Raw genomic sequence first — 17,958 nt, 5'->3', positions numbered from 1 at the left:
GGTAAGCGAACCGCTTCAGACGGTTTACTGTCGTCGCTTACCGGCGATCGTCGCCCAACTCGGCGAGCGTGTTCGTCACGGTCCCGTGGGCGGTCACCCCCGGTGGCTCGGGATCGTCGCTGTAGCCGTAGTCGGTCAGGCGGCCGCGGTTCAGACAGAGGCGGGTGAACTCGGGTTCGAACAGATCGAAGCGGTCGAAGCGCTGCTCCAGGTCCGGGTGTGCCGACTGGTACCGCTCGATGCTGTCCCGGACCTGCCGCCAGAAGGTCGTCTCCTCGTAGCCGACTTCCCGTTCGAGGAGGTCGGAAACGTATCGGAGGACACAGATGAACACGGTCCCGAAGATGTGCTGACACAGCGCCTCTGGCCCCTTCTGATGGAGGATGTCGGGATGGTCGTACAGATCGTCGGGAATCACGGACGCCTCGGGGAGGCGTTCGTCACTCAGCGCGATCTCGTCGGCGTAGTCCTTGACCGCGATCCGGACCGGGCGTCCGTCCCGGTGGATCACGAGGACGTTCGTCCCGTGTGGCATGAACACCAGTCCGTACTTGTACAGGTAGTGCAGCAACGGCTCGAAGAGGACGTCGAGGAACTCGTCGATCCAGTCCGACAGCGAGAGCCCCGCCCGAGAGGCGAACTCGGAGACGATCGGCGAGCCGTCGATGTCGCGGTGCAACAGCGCGGAGAGTGGCACCGCCCGCTCGGAGGCCGTCGTGAACGACTGGACGCTCTCGCGCCAGACCGCTCCCAGCAGCTCCTGGTACTGGTAGGGCGCGCCCGAGAGCTGGGAAAACTGGGGGTGCTCGTAGTTGATGCTCGCGATCTCGCCGGGGAGCATGAGGTCACACTCGTCACTGAGGAACGCGTCCCGATCGCGGATCTCCTTGACCGCCGCCGTCACGCGGGGCGCGGCCAGCGCTTGCTCGCCCGGCAGACCGCGATACACGATCGTGTTCAGTATCCGCATCGGGAGCTTGACGTGTGGTTTCGTCGGGTCCGAACGGTTAGTCAGAGTCCGGATCGACTGCTGAGGGAGGTACGTGTCGGGGCCGTCTCCGAGTGGCACGATCTCGTCGGCCGCGATCGCGGGCGCGAACAGCTGGGCCAGCGTGTCCCGCCACTGCCACTCGTGGACGGGCATGAGGTAGTACTCGGCGGGTTCGAGACCCTGCTCCGAGACGAGGCGTTCGAACTCGCCGACGTGGTCGCCGAGGTGTGTCTCCATCAGCCCGTCGTAATCGAGCCCGTCGACGCTCGCGAACGTCGCCTCGGACCGGCGAACTGCGACCCACTGCAGTGACTGGGGACGCTGGTTCTCCGGCGCGTACCGGAGATAGTCCTCGTAGTCGAAACCGATACGCCCCTTGTTGACCGTGAACCACGGGTGACCCCGCATTTCCCCTTCGATCTCTATCGCGTCGAGATCCAGGATACTGTCGGCGGCGTCGGCGGCGTCGGCGTCGATGTGTGTGTCCGCCAGGAGCGTGTTGTTGTACTCCCGGACGAGGTAACTCGCCGTCTGATCGTCGATTCCCAGCGTCTCGCGAGCGTCGAGCAGGAACTGGATCGCGTCGCTCGCCGCCGTCCACGCACCGTCGCCGACGCGTTTCCGGATCGACGACGAATCGACGCGGTAGCTGTCGAAGACCCGCTCCTGTGCCCGGAATTCGTAGGTGGTGTCGCCCAGCGGGACGCGATAGACGCGCCAGTCGCCGTCGACGGCGTACTCCTCGGGGTCGAGGAGTTTTTCGTAGGTAAACTCCGCGAGCATCTTCGCGAGCAGCGCGCGATCGGCGCTCTGCCAGCGGTCCGTCTGCAGGGTCGTCCGGAGCCGCTCGACCGCTGTACTCGAAACGCCACGACTGGCCTCGTCTCTCATGTAGGATATCACCCGTTGGTTTTTAGGCTAGCCTAAAACGTAATAAGTGTTTCTCTCGATCGTGCCCGTCGGGTCGTCGTCCGGTGATTTCGAGCGACTGGAACGCCGGATCGATCGGTGCAGCGAGACAGCGAAAAGACCGCGGATCAGCGGTTAGTTCGACCCGGTGACGGCCGCTGCGAGCGCCTCGCGGTCGAACAGCTGTTCGTCCTCTGAGATCGTCGGCAGCTCGTCGGCGGTGACCTCGCCCGGCCACTCGCCAATATGCATTTTCTTCGCGTCGGTCGTGCCTCGTCTCCGTCGTCTTTCACTATATCTTTTAGCTCAGCCTAAAATAATAAATGGCCTTCGATTTTAGGACAGCCTAAAAACCACGCCAGTTGGCGAACGTGACAGCGCCGTACAGTGGCTTCGGGTGGCTGAAAGGACGATCCAGAACCGTCGGTGAGAGCGACGATTCCCCACCGGGCAACTGTTCGGCCGCTCGAAAATATCTAGCAGAACGGAGTTCGGCCTACTGTCTCGTGGCGATCACGAGGAACGTCTCCGGGCGAACGGCGTCGTGTTCGACGGTGAAGCCGGCGTCTCGGAGTGCGTCCGTCGCCTGCGACGCGGTAAAGCGCTCGTCGAGAGGTGGACCGGCGTCGCCGCTGCCACTGGCCGCCCAGTCGGCGACAACGAGTCGCCCGCCGTCGGTCAGTACCCGTGCAATCTCCGTGAGGGCAGCCCCGTCCGCGAACTCGTGGTACGTCATCGTCGAGAACGCGGCGTCGAGACGGTCGGTGGCCAGCGGGAGGTCTGCGACGCCGCTGGTCACCAGTTCGACGTTGTCTGGAACGCCCTTCTCCCGGTAGTAGTCGTGCATCTCGCTCTGTACGTCGACGGCATACACCGTGTCGGCGATGGCGGCAGCGTCGTCGGTGTAGAAGCCGGTCCCGCTGCCGAGGTCCGCGATTACGTCGTCGCCGTCCAGCGAGAGCGCCCAGAGCAGTTCCTCGGCCGAGAGAGTGCGGTACCGGCGGGCCGCGTCCTCAAGCTTGTCCGCCCGCGCGGCGTCGAACGTGTGAAATCCCATCTCAGAGGTTCTCGAAGGCTTCGTCGACCATCTCCCCGGTGTCGGCGACGATATCGGCCATCACGTCGTCGTCAGGGGCCATGCCCACCAGGCGCGCGAGACGCATGATCGAGACGTGGTAGACGCGCTGTCGGCCGGGCGCTTCCTCCCAGACGACGACGTTGCAGGGCATGAGCGCGCCGAGTCGGTTGTCGGTTGCGTCGAGCGCCCGATCCGCGACGGCCGGGTTGCAGGCACCGAGGACGTAGTAGGGGTCCCGGTCCGCGTCGACCTTCTCGTTGAGCATCTCCGACGGCGAGAACTCGACCGGAACGCCGAAGCCCGCAGCCGTAAACACCTCTCGGACGTGTTCGATGGCGTCCTCGTGGTCCATCTCCAGGGTCGTCTGGGCCTCGCCGATGTCGTCGGGATCGATCTGTGTCGGGTCGATAGGGAGCGTCATTCCTGTCGAATATTGGGGCCACTCAGAAAAACTCTTTCGCCGTCGTCCCAGCGCGGCGAGCGAGATCGGCGACTGCGAACGATGTGACGCCAAGAAATGCGACTTCGTTGGCCGCTTTCTCGACACGAACGAACGAGACGGTAGAGACTGTTCGTCGGTACGATAGCGTGATGGCTGTCGAAGAGAGGCGATCGAATCGGGAAGTAATATTGTAGTACCGGTGAAAATCTATTCGAGGAGCCGGTCACGTTCGTCGGCCGCTCGTTTCGACGTCTCAGTGTCGAGAAGGTGATCGAGGCGTTGCCGAAATTCCTCGTGGCTCAGTTCGCCTTCGGCGTATCGCCGTCGGAGGGTTTCGGCTGGTGTCTCGGCCGCGTCGTCTCGCTCGTCGTGAAATCGGGGTTTCGGGGCGTCGTTCGCCTGCTTGACGACACCGACTGTTAGCTGCGCGGCGATGTAGAGCATCGCCAGAGCGGGGACGAGGAGCAAGAATCCGGCCACGAGGTTACCGACCAGTCCGAAGAACCCGACGACCGCTGCCGGCACGCCAATCAGAGACGCGACGACTGCGACGGCGGTTCGGCCAGTGGGACTCTCTGGCGCGTATCGATGAACCCGTTCAGATATACAGGAGTACTGTCTCGGCCCCTGTACAAGAATGTCTAGAATGAATTACGTCGTGCCCTCGGTCGTAACTGTTCCGGGGCGTTCGCAACTCCAGGTGGTCTCATCACTGAGGCCGAACGCATTCTCCACCGAGCTAATTCGGGATGGTGACTTACAGGACCAGCAACCGGATTCGTTGGAGGATTACGGAGACGCTCTCATCGTATCAAGCAGCAACTGTACTAGCTGATTTAATCATTTCAGACTGAGTAACCGGCAGTACTACTATGACGAAGCCCCCAACGAGAAGTTCACAACAGCCCTCGAGCGGAGAAACTAGTGCGGGAACTCGAAGTCCGGGTGCCCACACTCAGTGGTCTTGAGCGTGCGGAATTGCCTGCACCACAGGTTGCTATAGTAGCCATTGAAACTCAATGCACACCCGATCGCACGACAACAGTGCGATCGATGTGTCAACCGTTTCAATTGTTATTATAGGCGGCCTTGTTTAGACGCAGTACAAATCGGCTCTTGCGGCGTATGCTCCGCGAACAGATCGACACAATGAGGCACTCAGGACAGATTTTAGACAACCGCTACGGTCCGTGACTCGCCGATCGAGGAGCGTCTAAACACGGCCATTATAGGCCCATATTAGAACTCGGGACTGTGGTGAACCGCCAGATGTAGCTTGATTTCACGGTTTCAGCGATCTTGATGTTGTGAACAGTACACATCTGCTCCGTTGAATCCGGTGACTGCGGCCGAGTCGACGGGGTAGCGTCCAGTGTGTCAGATGGAGTCGGCAACAGATAGCGAGTCAGAATCTGTTTTCGCTCTCCAAAGCTGACCCATCAATCGAAGGTCGGTTGTGAGAATTCGTCACCAATGGAGCCTGATAACTGTGTCTTCAGCCTCGATCCCAGTCCCGTCTGCGGATTCAACAGAGCATTCCATTCCATATTATCAGCATTGGGATCTACCTTGGGCACCTGATTCCAGTAGATGTCTTCGACGTTGACATCGTGGCATCGGCAAAAGCCTCCCTCGCGGCATCTCTGTCACCGACCGCGGGTTCCAATATACCGATATTGCGTCACTACCGGCAATACCGCTGAAGAAACTCGACAACTCGCGCTCTACCCCTCCTTCTTCGAAATTTGACTTTCGAAGCCTCAGCCGGTGGCGTTTTTTTTTCGAGGAGATCTTCAGCCTGCTCTCCTTGATCCGGGTTTAAATTAGTCATTGATATCGCTTCCAATCAGGAGGTAGATGACATTTACTGAGTCTTCCGATCACTGAATTATTCCCATTTGTCCTATCAGCGTGCGCATACGGTGGCGTCACTCAGACGAATACTGTTCACACGTCTCGAGTCGCTGGATAGCACAGAACGAACCACCGTTTGTGTCTGTTTCTTTGACGATCTCGAACGATGGCTTCTCTTTTGACCAATGTTGCGTTCGAACGCTGTGTTCACTCGTCTGCACTGAGAGCGTATAGATGGCTCCCACCGGCAACGTAGAGTGTTCCATCGGCAGCAACAGGTGGCGCTTTCACCTCACCGGCAGTTTCGAGGGTCCACTGCCCTGTGCCATCGGTTGCGTCTACCGCGTGGACTTGAGCATCTCGGCCGCCGACAAAAACAGTGTCTTCGACGACCAACGGTGATGGATTAAATAGTGTCTCACCCTCGTACTGCCACAGGACATCCCCCGAGTCGGCATTCAGAGCAGAGAGGCCCCCATCCGTCTTTAGTTAAGCCTCACACCTTGGTTGTGTAGCGGTAGCGAGTGTCTCTTGTAGGATCGGTCGCTGCTTGTGGATCTTTTGAGCGTCTTCGATCAACCGTTCAAGCAGTGGCGGTGGTGAGTAGCCGAGGTATTCACTGAGTTCGTGGAGGATGAGCTGGGCGTGCGACCGGAAGGTCGCCGCCCAGCGCTCTGTCGGAAACACGAGCTCATCATCCGCCTGCTCGGTAACTAAATCCAACAAATCGCGGCTTACAAGCAGCGACAGCAGCGCTGCGTATAATAAGATCTTCACCACGTGTTCGTCGCTTGTGTCGAACTCATCCAGTTCGTACTGCGTCTTCAGCTCGCGGAACAGCAACTCAACTTCCCACCGACAGCGGTAGATCTCCGCTAAATCCGCCGGAAAGAACTCCTTCCTCGCCAAATTCGTTATGTACAGGTGGTAGTCGTCGGCGTCCTCGTTGCGGACGCCGACGACACGAAATCGCTTCGTATCCAGTGAACGCGTCCCATTGTACGGTCCTCGTTTGAACTCTACTTCGACCTCTACATCGATGTACTTCCGATCGAGATCATCGAGAACAACTCGGAGCTGCTTGCCCTCTAAGGGAATGGCGCGGCCGCGCCATTCCCGTAATTCCGCTGTAATCACCGGATTTGCGTTCTGCTTCAGCCGACTCACGAAGTAGCCATCGTTCTCATCGATCAGCGCAAACCGCCGGTACTTGAAGTAGCCGAGATCGAACAACATGAGGCGGTTCTCATACGGACGGTTGTAGGCGTTTACCCAGTCGACCGCACGACGGCGTGCGATCGATCTGGTAAAGACCTACAACTTTCCGTATCAAGCCACGGCCCTGTTTCGAACAGGGTGCTGTCGTGCGTTTTCTCATTAGCAGTATCGATCCGTCTAACTGTCTGCTCTGTGGTATTATGGAGCAGGTGGAGCTTCGCTCCAGCCTGCTCCTCGTGGCGGGCTTCGAACTGATCTGAGAGAAATTCGTGTAACCGCAACACCGTTCCATCAGCGATCATCACGTCTCTGAACCGGTCGATATCAGCGTCAACAGCGTTAGGAACAGCGACCTCGTCGAGACTGCGCTCGACGAGGTCGCGGAAGTACTCTGCACGCTCTTACGTAGACTGGCGAAAAATATCGGCAGCGAAGCAGTCAACGAGTCCGTGGATTGGTGCGCCAGCGAGATTCAATGACCGCAGGAAGCCGTAGGTACGAGCGGCCTGTTCCAAGCCCTGCTTGGACAGGCCGCGGAATTTCTCGATCCACGGTTGCAACAACGACCAGAGACACTCAGCTTGGTTGGTGTGAACACCCGCATCTGAGACGTATGCTTCGTCGTGAACCACCGTTCTGTGGTCGTGCTCCATCTGTTGATACGGCGGGTACTCATCCGTCCAGACCTCTCCCAGTCGCTGGGAGAGGTCTTCAGCTTCTTCGATCACTGGCTTGAGTTCGTCCTTGAACTTCGTTCCTTCCTCAGCAGAAACCACGCGAAGCACGTCGCGGCAGGCCGCGACGAGCGTCAGTTCATCACCCTGCTCACCGCTCCAGCGTGTGCGACCGCCCTCTGGCGACCCGCCGCGGGACAGACCGTCCCGCGGTGGGTCGCGTCTCTTGTACCCAGAGCAGACCTGCTGGGTTTCATCGACCTGCGTTGGCCCGTCGAGAGTGTGATCGATGCGATCCCAGACGACGGGGAAGCCGCGCTGGAACGCGGCTTCCACGTCACGAATCGCCGAGTGAATCGTGTTGTACGCCCGATCAAGTAGGGAAGCAATTTGATTGATGCTGAGCAACGAATCAGCGTAGAGGACGAAGGCGACGAGGAACTCGCCGGGGGCGAGTTCCGCGTCGTAGAACGGTGTACCGAGCGTGTAGGTACTCATGAAGCCGCAGCCACGGCACCAGATACGGTCGAGATCGTCGTAGGTTCGGATGGTTGTCGCGCCACAATCAGGACAGGGTGCCTGTTCCCAGATGGTCTTGAGACGCCGCTCGACGATGGCGTCGAGCGGCTCGGGCCGAAACTCCAAAGCGCCAAGCGATACAAGTTGCTGAAGCATCCCGCCGAATGCTGGTTGTTTGGTCACAGCTGATAGCAGGAGACGGGATGCTTTCCATACAACGGAGTCTTTTCGCTAGCTTGAGCAAGAGCGACTCTGCACGCTCTTACGTAGACTGGCGAAAAATATCGGCAGCGAAGCAGTCAACGAGTCCGTGGATTGGTGCGCCAGCGAGATTCAATGACCGCAGGAAGCCGTAGGTACGAGCGGCCTGTTCCAAGCCCTGCTTGGACAGGCCGCGGAATTTCTCGATCCACGGTTGCAACAACGACCAGAGACACTCAGCTTGGTTGGTGTGAACACCCGCATCTGAGACGTATGCTTCGTCGTGAACCACCGTTCTGTGGTCGTGCTCCATCTGTTGATACGGCGGGTACTCATCCGTCCAGACCTCCTCCAGTCGCTGGGAGAGGTCTTCAGCTTCTTCGATCACTGGCTTGAGTTCGTCCTTGAACTTCGTTCCTTCCTCAGCAGAAACCACGCGAAGCACGTCGCGGCAGGCCGCGACGAGCGTCAGTTCATCACCCTGCTCACCGCTCCAGCGTGTGCGACCGCCCTCTGGCGACCGCCGCGGGACAGACCGTCCCGCGGTGGGTCGCGTCTCTTGTACCCAGAGCAGACCTGCTGGGTTTCATCGACCTGCGTTGGCCCGTCGAGAGTGTGATCGATGCGATCCCAGACGACGGGGAAGCCGCGCTGGAACGCGGCTTCCACGTCACGAATCGCCGAGTGAATCGTGTTGTACGCCCGATCAAGTAGGGAAGCAATTTGATTGATGCTGAGCAACGAATCAGCGTAGAGGACGAAGGCGACGAGGAACTCGCCGGGGGCGAGTTCCGCGTCGTAGAACGGTGTACCGAGCGTGTAGGTACTCATGAAGCCGCAGCCACGGCACCAGATACGGTCGAGATCGTCGTAGGTTCGGATGGTTGTCGCGCCACAATCAGGACAGGGTGCCTGTTCCCAGATGGTCTTGAGACGCCGCTCGACGATGGCGTCGAGCGGCTCGGGCCGAAACTCCAAAGCGCCAAGCGATACAAGTTGCTGAAGCATCCCGCCGAATGCTGGTTGTTTGGTCACAGCTGATAGCAGGAGACGGGATGCTTTCCATACAACGGAGTCTTTTCGCTAGCTTGAGCAAGAGCGATTTAGAATATCCGTTCAGACGTTGATGAATGAGTGATCTACATCCGCTTCATCGTAAGCAGACTCTGCCCAGTCGTCGATCGCTTTTTCTTGCTTGGGAACTGTCCACTCGTCTTCGTGCCAGCTTTCGATAATTACCCAGTTTTCTGATTTCGGAGAGTATCCCACGACGTGGGCTTTCTCATTCCGTTCATTAGCCATAGAGATGGCGACACAAACGGGTTCTCCCTCGAGCATCAGAATAGAAAGCGGAGGGCCTTGTTTAGACGCAGTACAAATCGGCTCTTGCAGCGTATGCTCCGCGAACAGATCGACACGATGAGGCACTCAGGACAGGTTTTAGATCAACCGCAACGGCCCGTGACTCGCCGGTTGAGGAGCGTCTAAACACGGCCCAAGCGGAGTCTTTTCGCTAGCTTGAGCAAGAGCGACAACGGTTTTGTTGGTCAGTTTCGGCCGTTTTTTTCGACTGTTTGTTGAAATTCGGCTTCTTGTTCTGGATCAGCCTCGTGATTTCGCGGCCGTGCTGTCCGGCAGGACAGCCCGGCCTTTCCCAGGAGTTTCCGAGCGTGGCCTTCGCTGTATTCGACTCCGTACTCTTGTTTGACATGGTGAAGGAGCAGTTTCGGCGACCACGCTTGTTGCTCGTAGCCGAGTTCTGTCGGCGATTGTTGGAGCCGCTCGAAGAACTGTTTGCGTTCGTGTTTGTCGAGCTTCGAGGGGCGGCCTGGTCTGGATTCGTCGTAGGGAGCTTGCTCGATCGGTTCTTCAGTGAACCGATCGAGCCAGTTGCGGATCGTCTTCTCCACGACACCATGTCGTTCAGCTAGTGTCTCGTGTTCATCGCCCTGCTTTCGGCCGATTGCAGCAAGAACACGTTCTCGAGGAACCTCACCCTCTGTTTGTTCACGGAGCTCCTGAAGCTCTTCCAGAGTGATATCGTCTAACCGTCCCATTACCGCAAATTGAGTCTACGCTGGCAAATACTTTCGCACGACTGTATGAGTAAGCCGGATCGAGCCGGCGAATCTTCGATTCGACTCGTTCGACGAAGTATAAACTGCTCTGTTGAATAGCGGTGTTGGCCGGGACAGTCGAAATTTGAGTCGGCTTGTCAGGGGCTGATACCAGAGGTCTCAAAATCAGTGTCCCTTCACCTTGGCTCAGAGGCCGCTATTCAACACGGCAGTATAAACTGAAACCAAACTCGGCAAACATCCAGCACCGAGAAGATAAAATCAAATAAGCACATCAGTTACTCTACCCCTTTTGAGGTATTACCATGGCTGCCATTTTGTTGATAGTAGAGCATAAAGAAAATATATATGAATTTGGAGTGTTGGCTTTGGTATGGACCGAAGGAAGTTCGTAGCCCAAATTTGTACAGGAAGCGTCTTTATTTCAGGATGTCTATATACAAATAATACTCCGAGTATGAGGGACAATACACCAATCAAAGATACTGACCAAGGTACAAACGCAGACAATAATGGGACTCCAAACTGCTCGGAAGTTGACCGGTTTGAGCGCGTTGATAATGTTGTGTATTCAGAACACAATGGTTTGCAAATTCAATCGAACAGAGATAGTGTAAGTCTAGGAGATGATATAGCTATATCACTCGTAAACATAAGCAATTCTGAGAAAGGAACTGGGCATAATGGGAAATATACAATAGAAAAGAAAATAGGCTCAGAGTGGCATCCAATTTACGAATCCAAAGAGCAAATTCTATGGACAAGTGTAGAAAAGATTCACAAGCCAGGCAGTGGTTTTACATGGGAATTCAATCTATCCAGGGAAGGCATGAAACATAGTATGGATAGCCTGACTCTTTGTCAGAAGATAATTAAAGGTACATACAGATTTATTCACTTTGGTATCAATGAAGAGAGGAGAGTTCAAGCAATTGCTGAGGAATTTACTGTTGAATAGGGAATAATAACCATTGAATGTGTGTTAAGTGAACAACTATTGGAAATATCGCAGCTCAATTGGTAAGTATAGATCTGTATTTGGTCCATATAATTCTGTCGAATGCACTCACTCGGCTTGATGACTCAGAGGTGAGTGAGTACCTATCGAAGTAATCATTCCCGCAGTCACGTTATCTACTTAAGTCGACAAACCGCACGTTGGGTCATGGTTTCGGAGCTGTTCGACCCCGACAAGTGGGCCGAGATCGACCGCTACGACTTCTCGGACATCACCTATCACCGGGCGAGAGAGACCGGCGCGGTCCGCATCGCCTTCGATCGCCCCGAGGTCCGCAACGCCTTCCGGCCGGAGACGGTCGACGAGCTGTCGACGGCGCTGTCCCACGCCAAGCGCCTGACCGACGTGGGCTGTGTCCTCTTGACGGGCAACGGTCCCTCGGAGAAAGACGGCGGCTGGGCCTTTTGCTCGGGCGGCGACCAGTCGATTCGTGGTGAGTCTGGCTACGAGTACGAAGCTGACGAAGATATCGGGAGCGAGGACGCCGTCGGCAGCGACGCGACCGACGAGCCCTCGCTCGATGGGTCTCGCGAGGACGCACCCGACAACGTCGGCCGCCTCCACATCCTCGAAGTGCAGCGCCAGATTCGCCACATCCCCAAACCCGTCGTCGCCGTCGTCCCGGGGTGGGCCGTCGGCGGCGGCCACTCGCTGCACGTCGTCTGTGACATGACCATCGCCAGCGCCGACCACGCGAAGTTCCTCCAGACGGATCCCGACGTGGGGAGTTTCGACGGCGGCTTCGGCTCGGCATATCTCGCCAAGCAGGTCGGCCAGAAGAAGGCGCGCGAAGTGTTCTTCCTCGGGAAGACCTACGACGCCGCGGAGGCGGCCGACATGGGAATGGTCAACGAGGCCGTCCCCCACGAGGAACTGGAGGCGACGGCACTGGAGTGGGCCGAACGGATGAACGGTAAGTCACCGACGGCGATGCGAATGCTGAAGTACGGCTTCAACGCGACCGACGACGGGATGGTCGGCCAGCAGGTGTTCGCCGGTGAGGCGACGCGGCTGGCGTACATGACCGACGAAGCCCAGGAGGGGCGGGACGCGTTCAACGAGGGACGGGACCCGGACTTCGACGACTACCCCTGGCACTACTGATACTGTCGGCTGTCCATCTGTGACCGATTTCGCCACCCGACGCGAGCCAGCGATCTAGAACAGCGCCAGCCCGACGCTGTAGGGCCAGGCGATCGCACCGAGGGCCGCGAACGCGAACGCGCCGCCGGCACCGAACAGGTTCTTCAGGAAGCTCGTCATCTCGTTTTGCCGTTCTTCGGGGTCGTCCATCGACCAGAAGTCGTGCATCGTGACGGCCGACAGCAGCAAGAACAGCCCGAGCGCGAAGCCCGACAGCACCGGGAACGCGCCGACGGCGATCCCCGCTCCCGCGAACAGGAGCAGGCCGCCCGAACCGACGACGGAGAGCTTCGGGGCCGGCAGGCCCTTGAACTGGGCGTAACCGACCATGTCCGCCGTGTTCGTGAAGTGGTTCATCCCCATGAACGCGAGGACGCCGCCAAAGAGGAGGCGTGCGAGCAAGAACAGCTCGCCACTGCCGGCGCTGGCGAAGAGCTCCGATTGAAGCGGGATCATGCGACCACCCTACATCGACATTTCGTGAAGTTATCTACTTTCATCACGTTACCAGCTACGCCGGTGCCGCATATATCGATTTGGCGACATTGCAGTTACCGGGTGACATCCGTGTCACGGGGGCGTCCCACCGCGACGCCGCGTCCGATCGTGTCGCTCCCGACCCGGGCGAACCGCAGTCGCTTTGGGCCTCCCAGCCCGAATACGGAGCAATGAGTACGGCGACGGCGGACGTGTCCAAACGGAGAGCCTGGGTGATGGCCGCCCGCCCGCAGACGTTGCCGGCCGGTTCGGCACCCGTGATCGTCGGGGCCGGACTGGCACTCCACGACGGCGTGTTCGCGCCGCTTCCGTGGCTGGCAGCGCTGGCGGGGGCGTTGCTCCTCCAGATCGGGACGAACTTCGCGAACGACTACTACGACGCGGTCAACGGCGCGGATACGGACGACCGGGAGGGCTTTACGCGAGTGACCGCGGGCGGTCTCATCCCCGCACGACAGGTCAAGTACGCGATGGCCGCCGCGTACGGACTCGCGGTGGTCGTCGGCGTCTACCTCGTCGCGGTCGGTGGCGTGCCGATCCTCGTCGTCGGCCTGACGAGTATCGCCGCCGGGATCCTCTACACTGGCGGGCCCTACCCCTACGGCTATCGCGGACTGGGGGACCTGTTCGTGTTCGTCTACTTCGGCGTCGTGGCCGTCACCGGTAGCTACTACGTCCAGGCGGTGGCCACCAGCGACGCCGGTCTGTTCCCGACGTGGCTCCCCTCGGAGATCGGCCTCGCGACGGCGGTGGTGGCCAGCCTCCCCGCCGCGGGCCTCTCGACGGCGATCCTCGTCGTGAACAACGTCCGCGACCGCGAGACCGACGCCGAGGCCGGCAAGCGAACGCTCGCGGTCATGTTCGGCTACCGCTTCAGCCGACTGGAGTTCCTGGCGCTCGTGGGGATGGCCTACGTCGTCCCGATCGGCTTCGCTCTCGACGGCGCGTTCGGGCTCCCGGCGCTGGCCCCGCTCCTCTCGCTGCCGCTTGCGGTCTCCGTGTCGAAGACGGTCCTGCGTCGCACCGACGGAGAGGCGCTCAATCCGGCCCTCGAACGGGTCGGCCAGACGGTGTTCGCCCACTCGGTACTGTTCGCCCTCGGCCTCGCACTGACAGCATGACGCTGAACCGATTCACGCTCCCGCTCGCGACGCCGCTGTCGACTGCCCACGGTCGGATCGAGTCCCGAGAGGGATTCGTCGTCGGGTTCGAGCACCGCGGAGCGGTCGGCGTCGGCGAGGCGACGCCGTTGCCCGACTGGACGGAGTCACTCGACGAGTGTGAGGCGGCGCTGACGACGGCACTGGAGATCTACGCGGAGCGTGGCCACAGCGCGGCGTTGCTGGAACTGGACGCGGCGACGGTGCCGGCGGCGCGCCACGGCATCGCGACGGCGTTGCTCGACGCCGACGCCCGCGCCGACGGCGTGGCCCTCGCCCGGTGGTTCGATCCGGACGCCGAGACCGGTTCGGTGCCGGTGAACGCGACGGTCGGCGACGGGAGCATCGCAGAGACGACGCGGGCGGCCAGAGCGGCAGTCGACGACGGGTTCGACTGCCTGAAGCTGAAAGCCGGCGTACGCTCGGTCGAAGACGATGTCGAGCGCGTGCGGTCGGTCCGTGCTGCCGTCGGAGACGACGTGACGATCAGAGTCGACGCCAACGGCGCGTGGGACCGAGACAGCGCCCGGCGGGCGTTCGAGGCGTTCGCCCCGCTGGGCGTCTCCTACGTCGAGCAGCCGCTGCCGGCCACCGATCTCGACGGCCACGCAGCCCTCGGGAACGAGGCCGTCGGCGTTGCCATCGACGAGGGCTTTTGCGAGCACACGGCGGCCGAGGTGCTGGCCGCCGACGTCGACGCCGTGATCCTCAAGCCGATGGTGCTTGGCGGCCCCGGAAACGCCCACACGATCGCGATGCGGGCCCGAAAGTCGGGTATCGAGCCGGTGGTGACGACGACGATCGACGCCGCCGTCGCGCGGGCGGCGGCGGTCCACGTCGCGGCCGCGATTCCGGCCGTCGACCCCTGCGGGCTCGCGACTGCCGACGCGCTCGCGGACGACCTGACGGACGATCCGGCCCCGGTGAGCGACGGCCGCATCGCCGTCCCGGACGGCGACGGCCTCGGCGTCGATCCCGAGGAGGTCGGATGGTGACGCTGCCCGAGCCCGAGGAGTGGCCAGTCGAGAACCCGCTCCCCGAACGGTCGAACGACCTATTGTGCGAGCGTGCCAGCGCGACCCCCGACGCGACGGCACTGATCGACGCGGACGGCGGGGACACGTGGACCTACGCGGAGTTCGACAGCCGAGTCGAGGCGTGGCGTGGCGGGCTGGCGACGCTGGTCGACGAGCCAGCGCCCCGGATCGGGCTCGTACTCCCGACGGGACCGGCGTTCGCGACGGCGCTGTTCGCGATCGCCCGCCGGAACGGTGTCGCGGTGCCCCTGAACGTCCGCGAGGCGACCGAGACCGTCGCCCGCCAGGCCGCCACGGCAGGTGTCGACGCGGTGCTCTGTTCGCCCGCCACCGAGTCGACGGCCCGTGCGGTCGCCCCTTCGGAGGCCACCGTCTGTTCGATCGGGGAGCCGTCGGCCGAAGACGTGGCACGCTTCGAACCGGCCGAGCCCGCCGGGTCGCCCGCCGAAGCCGACGCCGGTACCGACCGGCTCGTCCTCTTTACCTCCGGGACGACCGGCACGCCGAAGGGGGTCCGGCTGACGCGGGGGAACCTCATCGCCAGCGCCGTCGGCTCGGCCCAGCGACTCGGCGTCTCTGCGAGCGACCGCTGGCTCGTCTGTCTACCGATGTACCACATGGGCGGACTGGCCCCGATCGTCCGCTCGACGCTGTACGGCACCGCGACGGTGCTACAGCGTTCGTTCGACCCGGCCGAGACCGCACGCGTCCTCGGGGCGGCGTCGATTACCGGCGTCTCGCTGGTCCCGACGATGCTCACGCGGCTCCTCGACGAGGGGTGGCGGCCGGCTGACGGGCTCCGGTTCGTCCTGCTGGGCGGGGCTCCCGCACGGCCGGCGCTGATCGAGCGTTGCAGGGACGCCGAGGTGCCGGTGTACCCCACCTACGGAACGACGGAAACGGCGTCACAGATCACGACCGCGACGCCGTCAGAGGCCTTCGAACAGCCCGAGACCGTCGGGCGGCCGCTGGACGGCACGACCGTCACCGTCCTGAACGACGGCGATCCGTGCCGGCCCGGTGAAGTGGGCGAGCTGGTCGTCTCGGGACCGACAGTGACGCCGGGCTACCTCGACGAGAGCCAGACGGCAGACGCCTTCGACGAGCGGGGGTTCCGGACGGGTGATCTGGGCTACCGCGACGACGACGGTCGCTGTTTCGTCGTCGGCCGCGCCGACGACATGATCGTGACGGGCGGCGAGAACGTCCGGCCGGCACGCGTCGCACGCACCATCGAGCGACTGCCGGCCGTCGAAACCGCGGCGGTCGTCGGCATCCTGGACGAGGAGTGGGGCCAGCGCGTGGCCGCAGCGGTCGTCCCCGTGACGGACGAACTCACGGCCCCTGCGGTGATCGAGGCAGTCGCAGACGATCTCGCGGACTTCGCCGTCCCGAAGACCGTCACGCTGGTCGATGCGCTACCCAGGACACAGTCGGGGACGGTCGACAGACAGCAGCTGCGTGCCCTGCTCGGCCGGTCGGGGAACGACTAGCCGCGGATCCGGACGATGCCGCCAGCGAACACCTGATCGTTGGGGACGACGTACTCCTCGCCCTCGCTCTCGATGTGGGTGACGAAGACGTCGACCTCCTGGACGATGCCCTGCTGGCCCTGGATGCGGACCTCGTCGCCGATGCTGTACGGCTGGCTGAGGACGAGATACACGCCCGCAGCCCCGGCCGACAGCAGCTGTTTGAACGCCAGTCCGCCGAGGAACACGAGACCGAACGCGTAGGCGGCGAGCAGGATCAACAGCGCCTCCGTCGCGACCCCGAGCTGGCCGAGCGCGACGAGTCCGGCCAGAAAGATGATGCTGTACTTGACCAGTTCGGGGAGCAGTTCCGCCTCCGGTAACTTGATGCTCCGGAACTTCTCGCTGACCGAGAGCTTCGCCTTGTCTCCGGCGATGAGCCCGATCATGAGGGCAAACAGCGCCACGAAGAGATTCGGCAGGTAGGCGACGAACGGAGACCACAGCGACACGTCCCGGAATCGCTGTGAGACGGCCCCGGCGAGCAGTATCGCGGCGATGTAGAGCGAGATGCCGACGAGGGTGGCGATCAGCCCGACGGTCGACGTTCCGAACCGCTGGGCCGTCCGCTCGAACGCCGTCCCCTCGACGGCCTCGTCGATGCCGGCGTCGCTGAGGAAGTAGTGCATGTACCGCCACGCGAGATACGCCAGTAACACCCCGAGGACGAGGATACTGATCGCGACCGCCGTCACGGCCTCACGCGAGAACAGGCTGCGGACGATCGCCGGCCAGTCGAACTGCATCAGTACTCCTCCGGATCGACCTCGAGTATCAACTCTCCGCTCTTGAACGCCCGGACGAGTCCGTCACTCTCCGAGAGGACGATGGCGATGGCGTTGGTGTCTCGGGTGACCGCACCGGCGGCCATGTGGCGAGCGCCCAGCCCCTTCGGAATGTCGACGCCCTCGGCGGACGGTTCGAGGTACCGGTAGGCCGAGACGATCTTGCCGCCGTCCGAGATGACGAAGGCACCGTCGAGCCGGGAGAACTCCTTGAGCATCACGTTGACGATCGGATCGCCGACGTGGACGTGGGACTTCTCGAAGGGATTGTACGACAGCGGGCGGGACTTGTTCATCACCTTGCCGGCGTCGCCGACGACGAACAGCGCGCCCACCGGCTTGCCCTTCTGTCCTTTCTTCCCGAGTTCGACGGCCACGTCCAGTACGTCGTTGATGACCGACGGCTCCGCTCGGGAGTTGACGAACAGCCCGTAGACGCCGGAGGGGGAAAACTCGGCGACCTGGACGCGAACGATCGAATCCGGCGTGTCGTCGAACACGTCACCGATACAGACCACGTCGGCGTCTTCCTCGACGTACTCCTGTTCGAGCGCACCTTCGACACCGAAGCGAATCCGGTCGGCCATGTTGGTGAACTCCAGGGGCAACTCGACGAACGTCCCCGCGTCGACCGTGTTTTCCGGAGCGATCACCACGACCTCGGTGTCGTCGTCCTCGAACGACTGGTACAGCGACGCGCTCGGAGAGAACAGAAACACCGCGTCGGTGTCGGCGACGATGTCGTCGAGGAACTCGCGCAACGCGTTCATCATTTTCCTTTTGCTGGGGTGCGTCAAAAAGGTTTGCTGGCCGTCTGACGC

15 protein-coding genes and 3 pseudogenes are annotated in these 17,958 nt (G+C 61.2%); 5 read left to right on the top strand and 13 right to left on the bottom strand.

What is annotated here, in order from left to right; translation table 11 throughout:
• Positions 1-37: 37 nt before the first annotated feature.
• The 10 genes and pseudogenes from HALKA_RS0100185 to HALKA_RS20055 form a co-directional block, all read right to left on the bottom strand.
• Positions 38-1,882 (bottom strand): IucA/IucC family protein, encoded by a 1,845-nt coding sequence (locus HALKA_RS0100185; RefSeq protein ID WP_018256093.1) that lies wholly within the window; start codon positions 1,880-1,882, stop codon positions 38-40.
• A 514-nt stretch (positions 1,883-2,396) separates the two neighbouring features.
• Positions 2,397-2,957: a class I SAM-dependent methyltransferase gene (locus tag HALKA_RS0100170; protein WP_018256090.1), complete on the bottom strand. Its 561-nt coding sequence runs from the start codon at positions 2,955-2,957 to the stop codon at positions 2,397-2,399.
• A 1-nt stretch (position 2,958) separates the two neighbouring features.
• A complete protein-coding gene (locus tag HALKA_RS0100165; RefSeq protein ID WP_018256089.1) occupies positions 2,959-3,399 on the bottom strand; it encodes a DUF302 domain-containing protein in 441 nt (146 codons plus the stop codon).
• Positions 3,400-3,627: 228 nt separating this feature from the next.
• A complete protein-coding gene (locus HALKA_RS0100160) occupies positions 3,628-3,945 on the bottom strand; it encodes an SHOCT domain-containing protein (RefSeq protein WP_018256088.1) in 318 nt (105 codons plus the stop codon).
• A gap of 1,536 nt (positions 3,946-5,481) precedes the next feature.
• Positions 5,482-5,742: pseudogene (locus tag HALKA_RS22295) on the bottom strand (outer membrane protein assembly factor BamB family protein); the annotation flags it as partial.
• 21 nt (positions 5,743-5,763) lie between these two features.
• Positions 5,764-6,887 (bottom strand): annotated as a pseudogene (locus HALKA_RS20630) (IS4 family transposase); the annotation flags it as partial.
• A 6-nt stretch (positions 6,888-6,893) separates the two neighbouring features.
• Positions 6,894-7,841 carry an IS1595 family transposase gene (locus tag HALKA_RS20625; RefSeq protein ID WP_018256085.1) on the bottom strand — a complete coding sequence of 316 codons (948 nt, stop codon included), beginning with the start codon at positions 7,839-7,841 and terminating at the stop codon, positions 6,894-6,896.
• 106 nt (positions 7,842-7,947) lie between these two features.
• Positions 7,948-8,894: pseudogene (locus tag HALKA_RS18795) on the bottom strand (IS1595 family transposase).
• Positions 8,895-9,002: 108 nt separating this feature from the next.
• Complete coding sequence (locus HALKA_RS0100135) at positions 9,003-9,224, bottom strand: hypothetical protein (protein WP_018256082.1); 222 nt, start codon at positions 9,222-9,224, stop codon at positions 9,003-9,005.
• A gap of 209 nt (positions 9,225-9,433) precedes the next feature.
• Entirely contained in the window at positions 9,434-9,943 is a 510-nt protein-coding gene (locus HALKA_RS20055; RefSeq protein WP_080505769.1) for a helix-turn-helix domain-containing protein, read from the bottom strand.
• A gap of 394 nt (positions 9,944-10,337) precedes the next feature.
• On the opposite strand from HALKA_RS20055, the gene HALKA_RS20620 reads away from it, so the two are divergent.
• Positions 10,338-10,922 carry a hypothetical protein gene (locus tag HALKA_RS20620; RefSeq protein ID WP_155119335.1) on the top strand — a complete coding sequence of 195 codons (585 nt, stop codon included), beginning with the start codon at positions 10,338-10,340 and terminating at the stop codon, positions 10,920-10,922.
• A gap of 207 nt (positions 10,923-11,129) precedes the next feature.
• Positions 11,130-12,086 carry a 1,4-dihydroxy-2-naphthoyl-CoA synthase gene (locus tag HALKA_RS0100120; RefSeq protein ID WP_018256079.1) on the top strand — a complete coding sequence of 319 codons (957 nt, stop codon included), beginning with the start codon at positions 11,130-11,132 and terminating at the stop codon, positions 12,084-12,086.
• Positions 12,087-12,140: 54 nt separating this feature from the next.
• On the opposite strand, the gene HALKA_RS0100115 is transcribed toward HALKA_RS0100120, so the two are convergent.
• On the bottom strand, positions 12,141-12,581 hold the full coding sequence (locus tag HALKA_RS0100115) for a DoxX family protein (RefSeq protein ID WP_018256078.1): 441 nt from the start codon (positions 12,579-12,581) through the stop codon (positions 12,141-12,143).
• A 212-nt stretch (positions 12,582-12,793) separates the two neighbouring features.
• Between HALKA_RS0100115 and HALKA_RS0100110 the strand changes: the two genes are divergently transcribed.
• From HALKA_RS0100110 to HALKA_RS0100100, 3 genes are read left to right on the top strand one after another with little or no spacing between them, the layout of a single operon-like run.
• On the top strand, positions 12,794-13,744 hold the full coding sequence (locus HALKA_RS0100110; RefSeq protein WP_018256077.1) for a 1,4-dihydroxy-2-naphthoate polyprenyltransferase: 951 nt from the start codon (positions 12,794-12,796) through the stop codon (positions 13,742-13,744).
• A complete protein-coding gene (locus tag HALKA_RS0100105; RefSeq protein ID WP_018256076.1) occupies positions 13,741-14,778 on the top strand; it encodes a mandelate racemase/muconate lactonizing enzyme family protein in 1,038 nt (345 codons plus the stop codon). The genes HALKA_RS0100110 and HALKA_RS0100105 overlap by 4 nt, the downstream gene beginning before the upstream one ends.
• Positions 14,772-16,313, top strand: coding sequence for a class I adenylate-forming enzyme family protein (locus HALKA_RS0100100; RefSeq protein ID WP_018256075.1), 1,542 nt, complete (start codon positions 14,772-14,774; stop codon positions 16,311-16,313). The genes HALKA_RS0100105 and HALKA_RS0100100 overlap by 7 nt, the downstream gene beginning before the upstream one ends.
• Here the strand turns inward: HALKA_RS0100100 and HALKA_RS0100095 are convergent.
• Both HALKA_RS0100095 and dacZ read right to left on the bottom strand, forming a co-directional pair.
• Complete coding sequence (locus HALKA_RS0100095) at positions 16,310-17,098, bottom strand: mechanosensitive ion channel domain-containing protein (RefSeq protein ID WP_018256074.1); 789 nt, start codon at positions 17,096-17,098, stop codon at positions 16,310-16,312. The genes HALKA_RS0100100 and HALKA_RS0100095 overlap by 4 nt on opposite strands.
• A complete protein-coding gene (gene dacZ, locus HALKA_RS0100090; RefSeq protein WP_018256073.1) occupies positions 17,098-17,907 on the bottom strand; it encodes a diadenylate cyclase DacZ in 810 nt (269 codons plus the stop codon). The genes HALKA_RS0100095 and dacZ overlap by 1 nt, the downstream gene beginning before the upstream one ends.
• Positions 17,908-17,958 lie beyond the last annotated feature (51 nt).

Source organism: Halomicrobium katesii DSM 19301 (assembly GCF_000379085.1).
In the GTDB taxonomy this organism is placed as follows: Archaea; Halobacteriota; Halobacteria; order Halobacteriales; family Haloarculaceae; genus Halomicrobium; species Halomicrobium katesii.
Note: the sequence above shows the minus strand (reverse complement) of the source record. Positions and strands in the feature narration are given on the sequence as shown.